Genomic DNA, 16,954 nt, shown 5'->3' with positions numbered 1-16,954 from the left:
GCGGAGGGGAATGAAAGATGGCCCGTATGGTTGAATGCATCAAGCTGGGGCGGGAAGCGGAAGGGCTGGACGTGCCGCCGGTGCCGGGCGCGCTCGGCAAGCGCATCTACGAAAACGTGTCGAAGGAAGCGTGGCAGCAATGGGTCAAGTACCAGACCATGCTGATCAACGAGAACAGGTTGAACCTGATGGACGCCCGCGCTCGCAAGTACCTCGCCGAGCAGATGGAGAAGCATTTCTTCGGCGGCGGGGCCGACCAGGTCGGCGGCTACGTTCCTCCGTCGCAATAAGCTCGGGTTCCCGGCAACGGTAAACGAAAAAAGGGACGGTGACTCCGTCCCTTTTTCGTGGGCCTTCGGCGGCCAGTCGGGTCTTAGCCCCGGTGGTGCGCGCCGTCCGCGGCGTCAGATCCGGCCCGCTTCCCGCTCCAGCGCCTCGATGCCCTCGTGGCGGACGTCGCGTCCCTTGACCATGTAGACGACGTATTCCGCGATGTTCTTCGCGTGGTCTCCGACCCGTTCGATCGATTTCGCGATGAACAGCACGTCAAGCGCTCGGGTGATCAGGCGCGGATCTTCCATCATGTAGGTGATCAGCTGGCGCGTGATTCCCTTGAAGATCGCGTCGACCTCCTTGTCCTTGCGCGCGATGTCCGGCGACGACGACGGATCCATCCGCGCGAAGGCGTCGAGCGAGCGTTGCAGCAGGTCGACGGCCATCGACGCAATGTGACGCAGCTCGACCTTGGGTACGAAGACGGCGTCCGAGTCGACGATATGCCGGCCCGCCTTCGCGATCTTCTTCGCTTCGTCGCCGACTCGCTCCAGGTCGGTGACCATCTGCACCATCGTCATGACCATGCGCAGATCCCCGGCTTGCGGTGCATGCCGCGCGATCAGCTCGATGCAGGCTTCGTCCAGCGCGACTTCCTGCTCATTCACGCGACGGTCGTCTACGATCACCGCCTCGATCGCGGCGAGATCTCCGCTGTCGAGCGCGTCGATCGCGCGCGTCAGTTGCTGGACGACGAGGCCGCCCATCTCGAGCAAGCGTTTTTGAAGGCCTTCGAGTTCCGTGTCGAATTGCGTAAAGGTGTGTTTGTTGGCCATCGTATGTCCTCTCGATCCGCGCAAGCCTAGCAGCGGAATGTGACGCCGGTGTTTAACCGCGCCGCCGCTCGATGACGGGCGCGACCCGTTGCGCGACGCCCTCTGCAGTCGCCAGCAGCAGCACGTCAGCACCGCGGCGGGCGAACAGGCCGTTGGTCACGACGCCGACGATCTGGTTGATCTCGGATTCGAGCGACCGGGGGTCGGTGATCTGCAAGCCGTGGAGGTCGATGATGAGGTTCCCGTTGTCAGTGGTGCATCCGTCGCGCAGCTTCGGCGAGCCGCCGAGGCGCGCGAGTTCGCGTTCGACCTGGGCCCGTGCCATCGGGATGACTTCGACCGGCAGCGGAAAGCGGCCGAGACGCTCGACGAGCTTGCTCGCGTCGCAGATGCAGACGAAGCGTCGGGCGACCGCGGCGACGATCTTCTCGCGCGTCAACGCCGCGCCGCCACCCTTGATCATGCAGAAGCCGCCGTCGATCTCGTCCGCGCCGTCGACGTAAATCGGCAAGTCGGCGACGTCATTCAAATCGAAGAGGCGGATGCCGAGCGCTTCGAGACGGCGCGAGCTCGCTTCGGAACTCGATACCGCGCCGGCGATCCGGCTCTTCATCGCGGCGAGCCCGTCGATGAAATGATTGACCGTCGAGCCGGTGCCGACTCCGACGATCATGCCGTCCTCGACGTAATCGAGCGCGGCGGTCGCGGCGGCTTTCTTGAGTTGATCCTGGTCCATTGCGATATCCCGCCCGTTGAGGTGCTTATACGAGACCGTCGAACAGCTGCACGAGCACCGCATCGCCGGCTGCGACGTCTCCGCGTTCCTCGGGAAGCACGATGAAGCAGTTCGCCTCCGACATCGAGCGCAGCACGCCCGAGCCCTGGGTCCCGGCGAGGCGGACCACGTTTCGTCCGCCGGCCGCGGAGAGATGTCCGCGCAGGAACTCGCGGCGGCCCGGCCGTTTAGGGATCGTTTCGGCAATCGTGACTTCGAACATCACCGGCTGCGGCAGCGGCGACACCCCGGAAAGTGCGAGCAGCGCTTCCTGGACGAACTGATAGAACGTCACGAGCACGGCGACCGGGTTGCCGGGGAGGCCGAACAGCCATGCGTCGCCGATGCGCCCGAACGCCATCGGGCGGCCGGGCTTGATGTCGATCTTCCAGAACGCGACTTCCCCGAGGCGGTTGACGAGCTCGCGAATGAAATCCGCCTCGCCGACCGACACGCCGCCGCTCGTCAGGATGACGTCCGCGTTGCGGGCGGCTTCGCGGAAAGCGGCTTCGAGCGCCGCCGGCTCGTCCTGCACGACGCCCATGTCGAGGATGTCGCAGCCGAGCCGCGCTAGCGCCCCGAAGAGCGTGTAGCGGTTGCTGTCATACACTTCGCCGGGGCCGAGCGGCCTGCCGATCGACGCGAGTTCGTCGCCGGTGGAGAAGAACGCGACGCGAAGCGGCCGCCGCACGACGACGTCGGCGATGCCGAGCGATGCGATCAGACCGAGTTCCGCCGGCCCGCAGCGCTTGCCGCGGGGGAGTGCGACGCTGCCGATCGCGAGATCCTCGCCGGCAAGCCGCAGATTCTGTCCCGATCTCTGGCCCGGCGGGACGAAAACGCGGCCGGCTTCGCTCCGTGTCATTTCCTGCACGACGATCGTGTCCGCGCCCTGCGGAATCGGCGCGCCGGTCATGATTCGTACCGCCTGGCCCGCGCCAACGATGCCGGTAAAGGGCTTGCCGGCGAACGCCGTGCCGACGACGGCGAGCGTGGTTTCATCCTCTCCGAGGTCCGCGAAGCGCACGGCGTACCCGTCCATCGCGGAGTTGTCGTGCGCGGGGACGTTGCAGGGGGCGATGACGTCTTCGGCGAGGACGCGGCCGAGTGCGTCGCGAACTGCGACCCGCTCCCAGCCTGTCACCGGTGACAGCCGTTCGAAGATCGCGCGCCGCGCATCCGTGGTCGAGAGGCTTGGGGGGCGGGGCGAGCGATCCTGCGCAGAGTTCTGTTCCATGGGTCGATTCCGGTGCTGCGGCCCGATGGCCGTCGTGAGGGCCATTATTATCACAGATGCCGCCTCGCCGGCATCCGCGTTTCAGGCAAGAAAAAAGGGCGGTCCGGCCGCCCCTTTTTTCATCCGCGATGCGGTGCGAATTTCAGCGCAGGCCGGCTGCGTAGTCCGAGACCGCCTTGATCTCCGCGTCGGTCATTTTCAGTGCGATCGTCTGCATCATCAGGTTGGGGTCGTTCTTGCGGACCCCGTCGCGGAACGCCTTTAGCTGCGCTTCGGTGTATTCGGCGAACTGGCCCGAGATGCGCGGGTATTGGGCGGGCAGACCGGCGCCGGCGGGGCCGTGACAGCCAGCACATGCCGGAACGCCCTTCGACGCGATGCCGGCGCGCCAGATGTCCTGGCCGCGCTTCGCGGTTTCGGCGTTCGTGGCGGCCGCGGGCTGAAGCTGCTGCGACGAGAAATGGACCGCGAGCGCCTTCATGTCGGCATCCTCGAGTCCGGCGACCATCGCGCCCATCACCGGGTTTTCGCGTACGGCGGGCTTGCCGTCCCACGACTTGAACTCCCTCAGCTGCTTGTAAAGGTATTCCTCGTGCTGATCGGCGATCTTCGGATTCACCGGAACGACGCTGTTGCCATCCGCGCCATGACAGCCGGCGCAAATCGTCTCGGCGGTCTGTTTCGCCTTGGCGAGATCGGGAGCCTGGTCCTGGGCGTGGAGGCCGCCTGCAACCAGCAGCAGCGAGAGCAGCAGGGAACGCTTGATCATGATGTCCTCAGAAAGCCGTGAGCGGGTGTCACAAACGCGCTATTCTATATCAAGTACCCCGTTTTGCGCGATGCAAGGTGGGCAAGTGCGCAATCCCGCCTCCGCTTTCTCCGATTTCCGATGCCAATCTTCCGCAACGCACGATTCGAAATTTCCGTCTCGAAAACAGCCGGGCTGCCGCCGCCGGACGGAGCGGAGATCGCGTTCGCCGGGCGCTCGAACGCGGGCAAGTCGAGCGCGATCAACACGCTTGCCGGGCATACTCGCCTCGCCTATGTGTCGAAAACGCCGGGGCGCACGCAGCTGATCAATTTCTTCCGGCTCAATTGCGGCGCCGTGCTCGTCGACCTTCCGGGCTACGGGTTCGCGAAGGTGCCGGAAGCCGTGCGGCGACAGTGGCAGGGGCTGCTCGAGGACTATCTCCGGAGGCGCGAGAACCTCGTCGGCCTCGTGCTTATCATGGACTCGCGCCATCCGCTGACGCCGCTCGACCGGCAGATGATCGACTGGTTCGTCCCCGGAGGGCGGCCGATCCACGTGCTGCTGACGAAGTCCGACAAGCTGTCGCGCAACGAGGCCGCGGCGACGCTCGCGAGCGTGCGCCGCGAGCTTGCGGCGCTCGGGCCGCAGATCAGCGTGCAGCTCTTCTCGAGCCTGAAGAAAATCGGCATGGAGGAGGTCGAGCATAAAGTCGCCGAGTGGCTGAGCCTTCCGACCGAGGATCTTCCGGCGATTCCGACGGCCGCGGAACTGCGCGCGGCGGGAAAGTGAGCACAAGGCGCCGCAGAAAATAAAAAACCCCGGGCTAAAGGGGATAAAGCCCGGGGTCAAACGCCTTAACTGGATTAAGGCACCCGCTCAGGGAGGTGAAGCGGGAGATGGCTCGTCGCCATCTGAAGAGTAAGATGAGCCTCTTTCCGGCGAAGTTCCACTTCACCGCGTTACCGAGTGTATCCCCCCTCAATTCCCTGGATCGACGATGCGCCCTAACGGAATATTTCCCGCGACCCGCATGCGGCGGATGCGCCGCGACGATTTTTCGCGCCGCCTGATGCGCGAATCACGCCTCTCGACCGATGACCTGATCTACCCCGTGTTCGTCCTCGAAGGCAACGGCGTGACCGAGGCCGTGCCGTCGATGCCCGGCGTGAACCGGGTGTCGCTCGACAAGCTGCTGCACGTTGCCGAGGAGGCGGTCGCGCTCGGCGTGCCGGCGCTGGCGCTGTTCCCGGTCATCGATGCGAAAGGCAAGACTCCCGGCGCGGAAGAGGCCTGGAATCCCGACGGACTCGTGCCGCGCGTCGTGCAGGCGTTGAAGGCGCGCTTCCCGGAACTCGGCGTGATCACCGACGTCGCGCTCGACCCGTACACCAGCCACGGCCAGGACGGGCTGATCGATCCGGACGATCCGCGCGGCTATGTGCTCAACGACGAAACGCTCGAGGCGCTCGCGAAACAGGCACTGTGCCATGCCCAGGCCGGGGCCGACGTCGTCGCGCCGTCGGACATGATGGACGGGCGCGTCGGGCGCATCCGCGCTGAACTGGACGGCGATCGCCGTATCCACACGCGGATTCTCGCGTATGCCGCGAAGTACGCGTCGAGCTTCTACGGCCCGTTTCGCGACGCGGTCGGCTCGGCCGGGAATCTCGGCAAGGGCAACAAGTACACGTACCAGATGGACCCGGCGAATTCAGACGAGGCGATCCGCGAAGTCGCGCTCGACATCGCCGAAGGCGCCGACATGTTCATGGTCAAGCCGGGCATGCCTTACCTCGACATCGTGCGTCGCGTGAAAACGGAACTCCAGGTGCCGACCTACGTGTATCAGGTCAGCGGCGAATACGCGATGCTGAAGGCCGCGATCGCCAACGGCTGGCTCGCGGAGGAAGCGTGCGTGATGGAAGCGCTGCTCGCGTTCAAGCGCGCCGGCGCCGACGGCATCCTGACCTATTTCGCGCTCGACGCCGCGCGTTGGCTGAAGGCGGCCGGCTGAGCTTCGCGCTGCGCTCCGCCGCCTTCAGGCCAGCCAGGGCCGCGCGGCGCGATGCAGATCCAGAATCGAAGCGATCTTCAGGTCGACATACGCCGGCTGCCGCAGCCCGCGGCCGACCAGCACCGTCTTCATCCCGAGCCGTTTCGCGGTGCGCAGGTTTTCGGCCGTGTCCTCGACTAGTACGCAGCGGCCCGGGTTCAGCCGATGGTCGTGCAGCAGGTGGCGGAAGGCCGCGACGCCGGGCTTCGGATGAAAGCGCATCTGCTCGATGCCGAAAACATCGTTGAAATGACGCCGGATGCCCATTACGCTTACGACCGCTTCGGCGTAACGCTGCGGCCCGTTCGAGAACACGATCTTTCTGCCCGGCAGCCGGCGCAGCATCGCGCGCAGCGCGCGGTCGAACACCATCAGCTTGCGTAGTTTCTCGAAGCGGTGCGTCGCTTTGAGAAAGTGATGCGGGTTCGTGCCGTGATGGCGGACCAGTCCGAGCAGCGTCGCGCCGTAGCGGTGCCAATACTGCACGCGCAGCGCGTTCGCTTCTTCCTGACTCAGCGACAGCTGCTGCGCGACGTACGCGGTCATGCTGCGGTTGATGTGCGGGAAGATGTGCGCGCTGGCGTCGTGGAGCGTGTTGTCGAGGTCGAACAGCCACACCGGTGGCGCGAGCCCCGGGCTCATGCTGCGGATTTGCGCGGCTGGAAGCGCATCACCGCGCGTCCGTCGTCGGTGACCTTCGGCTGCGCCTTCCACGCGTGACCCTGGACGATTTCGAAGGTGGCGGGCAGCCGGCCCTCCCGGCGCAGCGCGTCGAGCGCGCTCCGTGCCGCGGCCCAGCCGGATTTACCTGTGAGCCCGCGGGGCCGTGCCGTGCTTGCGTTGGCGCTGCCGGAGAGCCGCAAGTCGCGCAGCAATTCGTCGAGGTCGCTGTACGTAAGCGTCAGGACTTCCATGTCCATCACGGGGTCGGAGAATCCGGCCGCGACCAGCGCGTCACCGAGGTCGTGCATATCGATGAAGCGGTGCACCCGCTCGCCGTACGCTTGGGGCAGCGCGACGCGCAGTTCCGCGAGCGTGTCGGGGCCGAGCGACGAGAACATCAGCATGCCGTCGACTTCGAGCACACGGTGCATTTCACGCAAGGCCGGCAGGGGGTCGGCGAGCCAGTTCAGCATCAGGTTCGACCACACGAGCGACATGCTGGCCCGGGCGAGCGGCAGCGCGCCGGCGTCGGCGCAGACGAGCGATGGCGTGGCAGGGCGGCCGAGGGCGCGCAGCCGGCCGAACAGCCCGCGGTCCCCGCGCGCGCGTTCGAGCATCGGCAGCGCGAAGTCGACGCCGACCCGCGTCGCGGACGGGAACCGCTTGGCGAGCACGTCGAAGTCCGCGCCCGTGCCGCAGCCGAGATCGAGGATGCGCTTCGGCGCGATCCGGATGTAATCGAGCCGCTCGTCCATCCGGCGCGCGACTTCGCGCGCGAGTACCGAGACTTCGTCGTACGTTGCGGCGGCGCGGCCGAAACGCCGGATCAGCAGGTCGCGATCGAGCGCGAAGTCCTTCCCCGTCGCCATCCGCTCAAATCGCGCGCAGCCCGAGGCGTTCGAACAGCGCCTCGTCGCGGTCGGCGTCCGGGTTGTCGGTCGTCAGCAGACGGTCGCCGTAGAAGATCGAATTCGCGCCGGCCATGAAGCACAGGGCCTGCAGCTCGTCGTTCATCTGCTGGCGGCCGGCCGACAGGCGCACGTAGCTTGCCGGCATCATGATGCGGGCCGCTGCGATCGTCCGCACGAATTCGAACGGGTCGATTTTCTCGACGCCTTCGAGCGGCGTGCCGGGCACCGCGACGAGATTGTTGATCGGCACCGATTCGGGCGGGGGTGCCATGTTCGCCAGTTGCGCGAGCAGGCCCGCACGGCCCGCACGGCCTTCACCCATGCCGACGATGCCCCCGGAGCAGACGTTGATGCCGGCTCCGCGGACCTGTTCGAGCGTGTCGAGGCGGTCGGCGAGCGTGTGCGTCGTGATGATCCGGCCGTAGAACTCCGGCGCGGTGTCGAGGTTGTGGTTGTAATAGTCGAGCCCAGCTTCCTTCAGTTGCAGCGCCTGGTCGCCTTTCAGCATGCCGAGCGTCACGCAGGTTTCGAGGCCGAGCGCCTTGACCTCCCGCACCATCGCGAGCACGGTGTCCATGTCCTTGTCCTTGGGACCGCGCCATGCCGCGCCCATGCAGAAGCGCGAGGCGCCCTTCGCCTTCGCCGCCTTCGCATGCTCGACGACCTCGGCGACGCGCATCAACTGTTCGCGGTCGAGCCCGGTGTGGTGCCGGGCCGATTGCGAGCAGTAGCCACAGTCCTCCGAGCAGCCACCGGTCTTGATCGAAAGCAGAGTCGAACGCTGTACCGCGTTGGCGTCGAAATGCTCGCGGTGGACCTGCTGCGCGCGGAACAGCAGGTCCATGAAAGGCTGCTCGAACAGCGCGACCGCTTCGGCGACGGTCCATTTTCTCGGCGGCGTGACGACCGCCGCGTCCGGGCTCTCGGTGGTCCTGCACTCAGAAGTCATTGTCATGAAAGCGATTCCGCAGTGTAATTCAAAATTACCGCATATTCGTCGATAGCCCGAAACCTTGTCAAACGTGCTCGCTGTCCTGCGCCGCGGCCTGCCCGCAGTCGCCAATTTTCTGCTGCCGCAAGACTGCTTCGTGTGCGGTGACGAGTGCGGCCCCGATCCGCTTTGCGTCGCGTGCCGGGCGATGCTGCCGCGCCAGCCGGCAGGCTGCCCGGTGTGCGCGGTGCCGACGACGGAGGGGGTGACCTGTGGCCGTTGCCTGCGGGACCCGCCCGCTTTCGACGCTACGCACGCGGCGTTCGCGTACGCGTTTCCACTCGACCGCATCGTGCAGGCGCTCAAGTATCGGCACCGGCTCGCACTCGCCGGCTTCCTCGCCGATGGGCTGCTTCCGTTCGTTCCGTCGGAGAAAGCCGTGCTGCTGCCGATGCCGCTGCATGTTCGCCGCCTGCGCGAGCGCGGTTTCAACCAGGCGGTCGAAGTCGCGCGCCCGCTTGCGCGCGCCACCGGCCTGCCGCTCGAACTCGGCGCCGTGGGGCGCGTGCTGAACACCGCGCCGCAGGCCTCCTTGCCGTGGAAGGCGCGGCGCGTCAATATGCGCGGCGCCTTCCGATGCGATGCGGTGTTCACCGGCAAGACCGTGATCGTCGTCGACGACGTCATGACGACCGGGGCGACGCTCGACGAACTCGCCCGGACGCTCAAACGCCACGGCGCCGCACGGGTCGAAAACCTCGTCGTCGCCCGAACGCCTTCACCTGCCTGACATGCTCGACATCGTCCTGTTCCAGCCCGAAATCCCGCCGAACACCGGCAACACGATCCGGCTCGCCGCGAACACCGGCGCGCGGCTGCACCTCGTGCGGCCGCTCGGCTTCGATCTTTCCGATCGCCAACTCGCGCGCGCCGGGCTCGACTATCACGATCTAACGACCGTGACGATCCACGACGACTGGAACGCCTGTCTCGATACACTCGGCGGGCGTCGCATCTTCGCGCTGAGCACCGGAGGGCAGACACGCTACGACCGCGCCGATTATCGGCCCGACGACGTGCTGCTGTTCGGGCGCGAAACGAGTGGGCTGCCACCGGAGATTCTGGCAGCCGTGCCGGACACGCAGCGGCTGCGGATTCCGATGTTTCCATCGAATCGCAGCGTGAACCTGTCGAACGCGGTCGCGGTCGTCGTTTTCGAGGCCTGGCGGCAGATGGGGTTCGTGGGCGGCCGATAGGATCGCGCCGCCGCCCCCGCGGTCGGCGGCGGACTTACTCGTGCTTCGGCTCGCGCGACAGGAGCTGCTCGACGACTTCGCGCGGTCCGAGGCGCGGGCTGTGCAGCAGCGCGTCGACCGCCTCGCACAGCGGCATGCGGACGTCGTGGCGCGCAGCGAGCTTCACGACCTCGCGCGCGGTCGGGACGCCTTCGGCGACATGGCCGAGTTCGCCGAGGATCTCGTTCAGCGTCTTGCCCTGCGCGAGCGCGAGGCCGACGCGCCGGTTGCGCGACAAGTCGCCGGTGCACGTCAGGATCAGGTCGCCCATGCCGGCGAGGCCCATCAAGGTCTCGGCACGTCCGCCGAGCGCTTCGGCGAGCCTCGCGATTTCCGCCAGCCCGCGGGTGATCAGCGCGGCGCGGGCATTCAGGCCGAAGCCCATGCCGTCGGACACGCCGGCCGCGATCGCAAGCACGTTCTTTACCGCGGCGCCGATTTCGGCCCCGGGAAGGTCGGAGTTCGCGTAGATGCGAAACCGCGGCTGGTGAAGCGTCTGCCCCCAGTGTTTCGCGAACGCGGGGTCGGTAGCCGCGAGCGTCACCGCGGTCGGCATCGCGCGTGCGACTTCGGCGGCGAAGCTTGGACCGGTCAGTACCCCGCATGCGGCGTCCGGTCCGAGGGCGTCGGCGACGATTTCGTGCGGCAGCTTCCCGGTCCCGGCTTCGAGCCCCTTGCACGCCCAGATCAGCGGCGTGCCCGGCTGGAAACGATGAAGGTCGTTGACCGCGGCGCGCAGGCCCGCGAGCGGCGTGACGACGAGGTGGAGGTCGGCTTCACGGGCCGCCGCGCCGAAATCGGCGGTCAGTTCGAGTTCGCCGGGCAGCGGGACGCCGGGGAGGTAGCGCGCGTTGCTGCGACTCTCGGCAAGCGTACGCATGTGCTCGGGATCCCGTCCCCACAGGACGACACGATGTTTCGCGCAGAATGCGAGCGCGAGCGCCGTGCCCCACGCTCCGGCGCCGAAAACGGCGATGCGCACCGGGCTCAAACGCCCCACGCCTCGGTTACGCGCAGGTAGCCCGAAGCGCCGTCCTTGTGCCGGACCTGGATCCAGCCGTTGCCCGGCTGCGAGACGAACTCGAGGACGACATCCTTGACGGTTTCGAATGCGACGGGCGCGTCTTCGGCGGGATTCTGCCGGACCGAAGCGCGCGCGGCCGTCACCTGCACAGTGCGTTTGTCGGACAGCGCCCGCCGTTCGACCCAGGTCAGCGCGCCGGCCGCGTCACGCACCTTCACCCACTTGTCGAGCGTGACGACAACTTCGAGCGGCGTGCCGGCGGCGACGATGAACAGACGCTTGCCCTTCTCCGAAGGCGCGTCGTACATGATCGACGGCTGCCCCACCGAACGGTACTCGATCGCCTGCGCGAGGCTCGTCGAACTGACGAGCACCGCGACGAGACCGAGGACTCGGGAGATCGCGAGCGCGCGGCTCACTGGATCGGAAGCTCGCCGGTCTTTGCCGACGCCGCCTGTTGTTGCTGGGCTTGATACAGCGATTCGAAGTTCACCGGAGCGAGGATCACCGGCTGAAATCCGGCGCGGGTGATCGCGTCGGAGATCGTTTCGCGCGCATACGGGAACAGGATGTTCGGGCATCCGATCATCATGACCGGTTCGAGATCGTCTTCCGGCACGTTGCGGATCTGGAAGATGCCGGCTTGGGCGGCTTCGACGAGGAAGACGTTGCGGTCATCGGGCAGCTTCGCCGAAACGGTGACTGTCAGCGTGACTTCGAAGACGCCTTCGTCGATCTTGCTTCCCTCGGTCCGCAGTTGGACGTTGACCTGCGGATTTTCGCGATCGAGGAAAATGCGCGGCGCGTGCGGGACTTCGAGCGAGAGGTCCTTGACATAGAGCTTTTCGATCGAGAAGACGGGCTGTTCGGCTTGGGCGTTTGCGGTCATGTTTGGCCTGAAGTTTTGCGGATCGATTAGGGGCCCGGGTGCGGGCGGCGAAGGGTGTGTCAGGAGGCCGTGTGTCAGGAGGCCGCGAGCAGGTTGTCGAGTTTGCCGGCGTGGTCGAGCGCGAACAGATCGTCGCAGCCGCCGACATGGTAATCGCCGATGAATATCTGTGGAACCGTCCTGCGCCCCGTCAGCTGCGTCATTTCGTCGCGCCGGGCGGGATCCTGGTCTACGCGGATCTTCTCGATGTCGGCGACGCCCTTGCGCTTGAGCAACTGCTCGGCGCGCACGCAGTAAGGACAGACCGCGGTGGCATACATCCTGATGTTCGGCATGTTCATTTCCTCTTTCGGCTGATCGGCTGTCCGGCTTTCTCCCACTCGTGGAGACCGCCCCGCAGATTGAAGAGTTTCTCGAAGCCGGCTTTCCGAAGCGTCCCGATCGCGGCCGCCGAGCGGGCTCCCGTCGCGCAATAGACGATCAGCGGACGCGACTTGAGCTTTTCGAGCTCGGCCTTGCGGCGCTCGAATTCGCTGACCGGGATGTGGCGCGCGTTCGGGATGTGACCGCTCGCAAATTCGGCCTGATCGCGTATGTCGATGACGGTCGCGTCTTCCCGATTGATCAGGAGCGTCGCCTCGACCGGCGACACGAGCGTCTTGTCGCCCTGTGCGCGGACGAGGTCGAACAGCAGCCAGGCGCCGCTTGCTGCGGCGAGCGCCGCCCAATACCAGTTTTGCTGGAGAAATTCCACGAAATCCTGCTCCGTTGTTGGTTCTTGATTCAGGTCTTGGCGGGGGAAACGCCGCAGAAGAGTTCGCGCATCAGCACGATCAGCTGCAGAGTCCGCTGGTCGCCGACGCGGTAATAGACGCGGTTCGCGTCCTTGCGGGTCTGCAGCACGCCCTTGTCCCGAAGGATGGCGAGGTGCTGGGAGATGTTGCTTTGCGACGTGCCGACCGCCTCGACGATTTCCTGCACGCAGATCTCGCTCCCGCCGAGCACGCACAGGATCTTCAGCCTCAGCGGGTGGGCGATTGCCTTGAGCGCACGTGCGGCGGTCTCGATGTGCTCGTGCTTGTCGATCAGGTCGATTATGGCGTTGTGGTCCACGGGAGGCGGGAGTGCGGGCGGGACGACTAGTATAAAATACTGCGCCGGTTACGCGCGATTCGCCGCGCCTCGTGTTCGGATTTCCGCGGCGGTTCGCATTGCACGTCGCCGTTTCCATCTTCCTCAATCTTTTTTTCCGAGTGCTCATGTACAAAATCGTTTTGCTTCGCCATGGCGAGTCCACCTGGAACAAGGAAAACCGTTTCACGGGCTGGACCGATGTCGATCTGACCGAGAAGGGCGTCGACGAGGCTCTCGCTGCCGGTCAGCTGCTGAAGCGCGAAGGGTTCGCGTTCGATCTCGCGTACACCTCGGTGCTCAAGCGCGCGAACAAGACGCTCAACATCGTGCTCGAGGAACTCGACGCGCTATGGCTGCCGGTCGAGCATTCGTGGCGGCTGAACGAGCGCCACTACGGCGACCTGCAGGGCCTGAACAAGGCGGAAACCGCCGCGAAATTCGGTGACGAGCAGGTTTTGGTCTGGCGTCGCTCGTACGACACGCCGCCGCCGCCGCTGCCCGAAGGCGACGAACGGCTCACCAGCGCGGATCCGCGCTACGCGGCGCTGCCGCGCGCGCAGTTTCCGCGCACCGAGTGCCTGAAGGATACCGTCGCGCGATTCGTGCCTTACTGGGAAACCGTCATCGTCCCGAACATCCTGGCCGGCCGCCGCATCCTGATCGCGGCGCACGGCAACAGCCTGCGCGCGCTGATCAAGTATCTCGACAACATCTCCGACAGCGAGATCGTCGGGCTGAACATTCCGACCGCGCAGCCGCTCGTGTATGAACTCGATGCGAATCTGCGTCCGATCAAGAGCTACTACCTTGCCGACGAGGAAACCATCCGTGCGGCCGAAGCTGCGGTAGCCGGACAAGGCAAGGCGAAGGCCTGAGAGTTTCAGCGATGCCTCTTGGGGGAGGGCGCGCGTTCCTGGGAGCCCTGGTCGCGGCCGGGATGCTGGCGTTCGCCGCTCCCGCCCCGGCGAACGAGCCCGGCGAGGTGGCGCAGAAGCGGTCGGATCTTGAGGACGTCAAGCGGCGTATCCGTGAGCTGCAAAAGGAAATCGCGGGCACGGAGGAGTCGCGTTCGGGCGCGGCGGACGAACTCGCGGAGGTGGAGCGCGCCGTGTCTCGTGCCCAGCGCGAGCTGCGCCGGCTCGCCGACGAGCGCGAGGCGGCGGGGAAGTCGCTCGCGGTGCTCGAAGCGGAGCGGCGCGAAGTCGAGGAGCACATTGCCGGGCGGCAGAGCGAACTCGCGGAGTGGCTGAGGCGGCATTACGTGCACGGCGCGGGCGGTGGAGTCGCGCCCTTCTTGTCGACGCGCGACCCGAACCAGCTCGCACGCGACGCCCGCTATCTCGAGCACCTAGGCAAGGCGCGAATCGAGCTGATCGAAACCTTGCGCGGCGACCTGCGGCACAAAGCGCGACTGGGCGAAACGATTGCGGCTCGGCGCGACCGCGTCGCGGCGCTCGAAAGCGAGCGCTCGGCCCAGCACGCCGCGCTCGAAGCCGTGCAGGCGAAACGCAAGCAGGCGCTCGCGGGCCTGTCCGACCAGTTGCGCAGCCAGCGCAAGGAAGAGGAAATCCTGCGCCAGGATCAGTCACGACTCGGGCGGCTGGTCGCGATTCTCGCGAAGCGGGCAGCCGAGCGGGAGGCTGCGCGGGTCGCGGCGGCAAAGGCGGCCGAGGCGAGGGCGGCGGAAGCGCGGGCGGCCGAAGCGAGGGCCGCGCAGGCAAGGGCAGCAACGCAGGGGCGCTCGCAAGGCAGTGGAGGGAAGACGCGCGCGCGGTCCGAAGTGGTCGGCGAGGTCCGCGAGGCTTCCGGTCCGACGCCGACCGGCGTCAGCTTTGCCCAGTTGCGGGGAAAGATGCGTTTTCCGGTTCGCGGAGAACTGCTCGGACGCTTTGGCGCTCCAAGGGCGGAAGGTGGAACGACGTGGCGGGGGGTTTTCATCCGCGCCGCGGGAGGCGAGCCCGTGCGGGCGGTGGCAGGGGGAGAAGTCGTGTTTTCGGACTGGCTCAGAGGCTACGGCAACCTGATCATCGTCGACCACGGCAACGACTATCTGTCGATCTATGGCAACAACGATGCGCTGCTCAAGGAGTTGGGCGACGACATCACCGGCGGGGATGCGATCGCCAGTGTCGGGGCGAGCGGAGGCGGTCTGGAATCGGGTTTATACTTTGAAATTCGTCACCGCGGCCAGCCGCTCGATCCCCTCCAGTGGGTCAGGCTCGACTAGGCCTTCCCCGGTGATTTTCCCTCGACGGAGTCGTCATGCGTAACAAGTTTCAGAAGGTGGGTCTGGTCATGACCGGCGTCTTTGCCGGAGTCCTGATCAGCCTCAATTTTTCGGCCAGCGCGGACAAGGTCGCGCCGGCGCCTTTGCCCGTCGAGGAGTTGCGCGCGTTCGCCGATGTCTTCAACGCGATCAAGCAGGGCTACGTCGAGCCGGTCGAAGACAAGACGCTGATCAACCACGCGATCGGCGGGATGCTGAACGGGCTGGACCCGCATTCGTCGTATCTCGATGCGGAGGCGTTCAAGGAGTTGCAGGTCGGCACGCACGGCGAATTCGGCGGCCTGGGCATCGAGGTCGGCATGGAGGACGGGTTCGTCAAAGTGATTTCGCCGATCGAGGATACGCCTGCGTTCCGCTCCGGCGTGAAGGCGGGCGACCTGATCGTCAAGCTCGACGAAACGCCGGTGAAGGGCATGAGCCTCAATGACGCCGTCAAGCGGATGCGCGGCAAGCCGAAGACCGACATCACGCTGACGATCGTCCGCAAGGGCGAAGATCGCCCGCTGGTGCTGACCCTCACGCGCGAAGTCATCAAGGTGCAGAGCGTGAAGTCGAAGGTCGTCGAGCCCGGGTACGGCTACCTGCGCGTTGCGCAATTCCAGGAGAACACGGCGCAGTCGGTCGTGGAGCACCTCGGCAAGCTGGCCAAGGAGGGCGAGCTGAAGGGACTCGTCCTCGACCTGCGCAACGACCCGGGCGGTCTCCTGCACGGGGCCGTCGGCGTCGCGTCGGCGTTCCTGGCGCCGAACTCGCTGATCGTGTCGACCGATGGACGGACCGAGGACGCGAAGCGCGAGTACCGGGCAGTCTCCGAAGACTACCTCCGCGGCAATCGCGACGACTTCCTGAAGACGCTGCCGGCCGGCGCACGGTCGCTGCCGATGGTCGTTCTCGTCAATGCCGGTTCCGCCTCGGCGTCGGAAATCGTCGCCGGAGCGCTGCAGGACCACAAGCGGGCTGTCGTCATGGGCACGCAGACCTTCGGCAAGGGCTCGGTGCAGACGATCCTGCCGTTGAACAGCAGCACGGCGATCAAGCTTACGACTGCGCGGTACTACACGCCGAACGGGCGTTCGATCCAGGCGAAAGGCATCGAACCCGACATCCTCGTCGAGGAAACGACGAACGGCTCGTCGCGGCGGCTGCGCGAAGCGGACCTCGAACGCCATCTCGGCAATGATCGCGACCCGGACGTCGAGCGCCTGAAAGCGGTCGAGCCGAAGAGCGGCACCAAGCCGGCCTCGGACGACGACGACAGCGCGGCGACGGTCCGCTTCGAACTCGCGGGCAAGGACGACTATCAGCTGAATCAGGCGATCAACCTTCTCAAGGGCCTGCAGATCGTCCAGAATAAAAAGGAATGATTCGGCCAATAGGAGGCGTGATGCGGCGGGAGACTGCTTACAAGCTGGCCGGCAGGCATCACGATCATCCGGTCGCCGGTGCCGGACTGCACAAGCGGCGCGAGATCCGGTTCGCCGCGGCGCCCGACGGTCAGGTGCGGCAGGCGCTGCGGGCGCTTCAAATGGTGAAGGGAGTGCGGGCCGCGTACGCCGAGCGGCCCCGCAGCCTCCTGGTTTCCTACTCGGTGCTCGATCATTCCCTGGAAATGCTCGAGGATGCCCTGCGCGACGCCGGCTTTCGCCTCGACGACACGATTTACGTGAAGTTCGTCAGGGCGGTCGTCTATTTCTGCGAGGAAACGCAGCGTCATAACCTCGTGTCGCCGGAGCGGCTGATCAAGAAGTCGAACGAGGTGTACGTGACGGTCTACGATCAGCATCCGCATGGCGACCACGACGATACGCCGGCGGAGTTCCGCGAGTACAAGTAGCCTCCATTCGTTCGCGGCAGCGTCGCCCGCGGACAGCCGGTCCGACAATTTCCCCCAATCA

The 16,954-nt window shown here is 66.1% G+C and carries 22 protein-coding genes; 9 read left to right on the top strand and 13 right to left on the bottom strand.

Translation table 11 applies throughout. From position 1 onward, the window contains the following. Positions 1-17: 17 nt before the first annotated feature. Entirely contained in the window at positions 18-290 is a 273-nt protein-coding gene (locus V6M37_RS00220) for an oxidative damage protection protein (RefSeq protein WP_332669845.1), read from the top strand. A 114-nt stretch (positions 291-404) separates the two neighbouring features. On the opposite strand, the gene phoU is transcribed toward V6M37_RS00220, so the two are convergent. The 4 genes from phoU to V6M37_RS00200 form a co-directional block, all read right to left on the bottom strand. Next, on the bottom strand, positions 405-1,109 hold the full coding sequence (gene phoU, locus V6M37_RS00215) for a phosphate signaling complex protein PhoU (RefSeq protein ID WP_332669843.1): 705 nt from the start codon (positions 1,107-1,109) through the stop codon (positions 405-407). A gap of 52 nt (positions 1,110-1,161) precedes the next feature. Next, positions 1,162-1,845 (bottom strand): ribose-5-phosphate isomerase RpiA, encoded by a 684-nt coding sequence (gene rpiA, locus V6M37_RS00210; RefSeq protein ID WP_332669841.1) that lies wholly within the window; start codon positions 1,843-1,845, stop codon positions 1,162-1,164. Between the two features lie 25 nt (positions 1,846-1,870). Next, a complete protein-coding gene (gene moeA / locus V6M37_RS00205) occupies positions 1,871-3,121 on the bottom strand; it encodes a molybdopterin molybdotransferase MoeA (RefSeq protein WP_332669838.1) in 1,251 nt (416 codons plus the stop codon). A gap of 142 nt (positions 3,122-3,263) precedes the next feature. Next, entirely contained in the window at positions 3,264-3,890 is a 627-nt protein-coding gene (locus tag V6M37_RS00200) for a c-type cytochrome (RefSeq protein ID WP_332669836.1), read from the bottom strand. 120 nt (positions 3,891-4,010) lie between these two features. Here V6M37_RS00200 and yihA point away from each other — a divergent pair, with 120 nt between their 5' ends. Together yihA and hemB are read left to right on the top strand one after the other, a co-directional pair. Beyond that, on the top strand, positions 4,011-4,661 hold the full coding sequence (gene yihA, locus V6M37_RS00195) for a ribosome biogenesis GTP-binding protein YihA/YsxC (RefSeq protein WP_332669834.1): 651 nt from the start codon (positions 4,011-4,013) through the stop codon (positions 4,659-4,661). Between the two features lie 208 nt (positions 4,662-4,869). Then, positions 4,870-5,886 carry a porphobilinogen synthase gene (gene hemB, locus V6M37_RS00190; RefSeq protein WP_332669832.1) on the top strand — a complete coding sequence of 339 codons (1,017 nt, stop codon included), beginning with the start codon at positions 4,870-4,872 and terminating at the stop codon, positions 5,884-5,886. 24 nt (positions 5,887-5,910) lie between these two features. Here hemB and V6M37_RS00185 read toward each other — a convergent pair whose 3' ends face one another. The 3 genes from V6M37_RS00185 to bioB are packed head-to-tail and all read right to left on the bottom strand — an operon-like array spanning position 5,911 to position 8,448. Further along, complete coding sequence (locus tag V6M37_RS00185) at positions 5,911-6,567, bottom strand: pyrimidine 5'-nucleotidase (protein WP_332669829.1); 657 nt, start codon at positions 6,565-6,567, stop codon at positions 5,911-5,913. Then, a complete protein-coding gene (locus V6M37_RS00180) occupies positions 6,564-7,457 on the bottom strand; it encodes a methyltransferase domain-containing protein (protein WP_332669827.1) in 894 nt (297 codons plus the stop codon). The genes V6M37_RS00185 and V6M37_RS00180 overlap by 4 nt, the downstream gene beginning before the upstream one ends. Before the next feature lie 4 nt (positions 7,458-7,461). After that, a complete protein-coding gene (gene bioB / locus V6M37_RS00175; protein WP_332669906.1) occupies positions 7,462-8,448 on the bottom strand; it encodes a biotin synthase BioB in 987 nt (328 codons plus the stop codon). Positions 8,449-8,521: 73 nt separating this feature from the next. On the opposite strand from bioB, the gene V6M37_RS00170 reads away from it, so the two are divergent. Both V6M37_RS00170 and V6M37_RS00165 read left to right on the top strand, forming a co-directional pair. Further along, positions 8,522-9,220: a ComF family protein gene (locus tag V6M37_RS00170; protein WP_332669825.1), complete on the top strand. Its 699-nt coding sequence runs from the start codon at positions 8,522-8,524 to the stop codon at positions 9,218-9,220. 1 nt (position 9,221) lies between these two features. Next, on the top strand, positions 9,222-9,686 hold the full coding sequence (locus tag V6M37_RS00165) for a tRNA (cytidine(34)-2'-O)-methyltransferase (RefSeq protein ID WP_332669823.1): 465 nt from the start codon (positions 9,222-9,224) through the stop codon (positions 9,684-9,686). A gap of 34 nt (positions 9,687-9,720) precedes the next feature. Here V6M37_RS00165 and V6M37_RS00160 read toward each other — a convergent pair whose 3' ends face one another. The 6 genes from V6M37_RS00160 to V6M37_RS00135 form a co-directional block, all read right to left on the bottom strand. Further along, the gene (locus V6M37_RS00160) at positions 9,721-10,716 is read right to left on the bottom strand and encodes an NAD(P)H-dependent glycerol-3-phosphate dehydrogenase (RefSeq protein ID WP_332669821.1); all 996 of its coding nucleotides are present in this window, start codon (positions 10,714-10,716) and stop codon (positions 9,721-9,723) included. Continuing rightward, positions 10,713-11,168: an SH3 domain-containing protein gene (locus V6M37_RS00155; RefSeq protein ID WP_332669819.1), complete on the bottom strand. Its 456-nt coding sequence runs from the start codon at positions 11,166-11,168 to the stop codon at positions 10,713-10,715. Before V6M37_RS00155 ends, V6M37_RS00160 begins: the two co-directional genes overlap by 4 nt. After that, positions 11,165-11,638 (bottom strand): protein-export chaperone SecB, encoded by a 474-nt coding sequence (gene secB / locus V6M37_RS00150; protein ID WP_332669815.1) that lies wholly within the window; start codon positions 11,636-11,638, stop codon positions 11,165-11,167. Before secB ends, V6M37_RS00155 begins: the two co-directional genes overlap by 4 nt. 74 nt (positions 11,639-11,712) lie before the next feature. Continuing rightward, the gene (grxC, locus tag V6M37_RS00145) at positions 11,713-11,973 is read right to left on the bottom strand and encodes a glutaredoxin 3 (RefSeq protein ID WP_442880957.1); all 261 of its coding nucleotides are present in this window, start codon (positions 11,971-11,973) and stop codon (positions 11,713-11,715) included. A gap of 2 nt (positions 11,974-11,975) precedes the next feature. Continuing rightward, a complete protein-coding gene (locus V6M37_RS00140) occupies positions 11,976-12,392 on the bottom strand; it encodes a rhodanese-like domain-containing protein (RefSeq protein ID WP_332669810.1) in 417 nt (138 codons plus the stop codon). 29 nt (positions 12,393-12,421) lie between these two features. Next, complete coding sequence (locus V6M37_RS00135) at positions 12,422-12,751, bottom strand: ArsR/SmtB family transcription factor (protein ID WP_332669808.1); 330 nt, start codon at positions 12,749-12,751, stop codon at positions 12,422-12,424. 146 nt (positions 12,752-12,897) lie between these two features. Between V6M37_RS00135 and gpmA the strand changes: the two genes are divergently transcribed. The 4 genes from gpmA to V6M37_RS00115 are packed head-to-tail and all read left to right on the top strand — an operon-like array spanning position 12,898 to position 16,893. After that, positions 12,898-13,647 (top strand): 2,3-diphosphoglycerate-dependent phosphoglycerate mutase, encoded by a 750-nt coding sequence (gene gpmA, locus V6M37_RS00130; RefSeq protein ID WP_332669806.1) that lies wholly within the window; start codon positions 12,898-12,900, stop codon positions 13,645-13,647. 11 nt (positions 13,648-13,658) lie between these two features. Next, positions 13,659-14,999 carry a murein hydrolase activator EnvC family protein gene (locus V6M37_RS00125; protein WP_332669804.1) on the top strand — a complete coding sequence of 447 codons (1,341 nt, stop codon included), beginning with the start codon at positions 13,659-13,661 and terminating at the stop codon, positions 14,997-14,999. A gap of 35 nt (positions 15,000-15,034) precedes the next feature. Next, positions 15,035-16,423 (top strand): S41 family peptidase, encoded by a 1,389-nt coding sequence (locus V6M37_RS00120; protein ID WP_332669802.1) that lies wholly within the window; start codon positions 15,035-15,037, stop codon positions 16,421-16,423. A gap of 20 nt (positions 16,424-16,443) precedes the next feature. Continuing rightward, positions 16,444-16,893 carry a hypothetical protein gene (locus V6M37_RS00115; protein WP_332669800.1) on the top strand — a complete coding sequence of 150 codons (450 nt, stop codon included), beginning with the start codon at positions 16,444-16,446 and terminating at the stop codon, positions 16,891-16,893. The last annotated feature ends 61 nt before the right edge of the window (positions 16,894-16,954 follow it).

This window comes from Aromatoleum sp. (assembly GCF_036675785.1).
In the GTDB taxonomy this organism is placed as follows: domain Bacteria; phylum Pseudomonadota; class Gammaproteobacteria; order Burkholderiales; family Rhodocyclaceae; genus Aromatoleum.
Note: the sequence above shows the minus strand (reverse complement) of the source record. Positions and strands in the feature narration are given on the sequence as shown.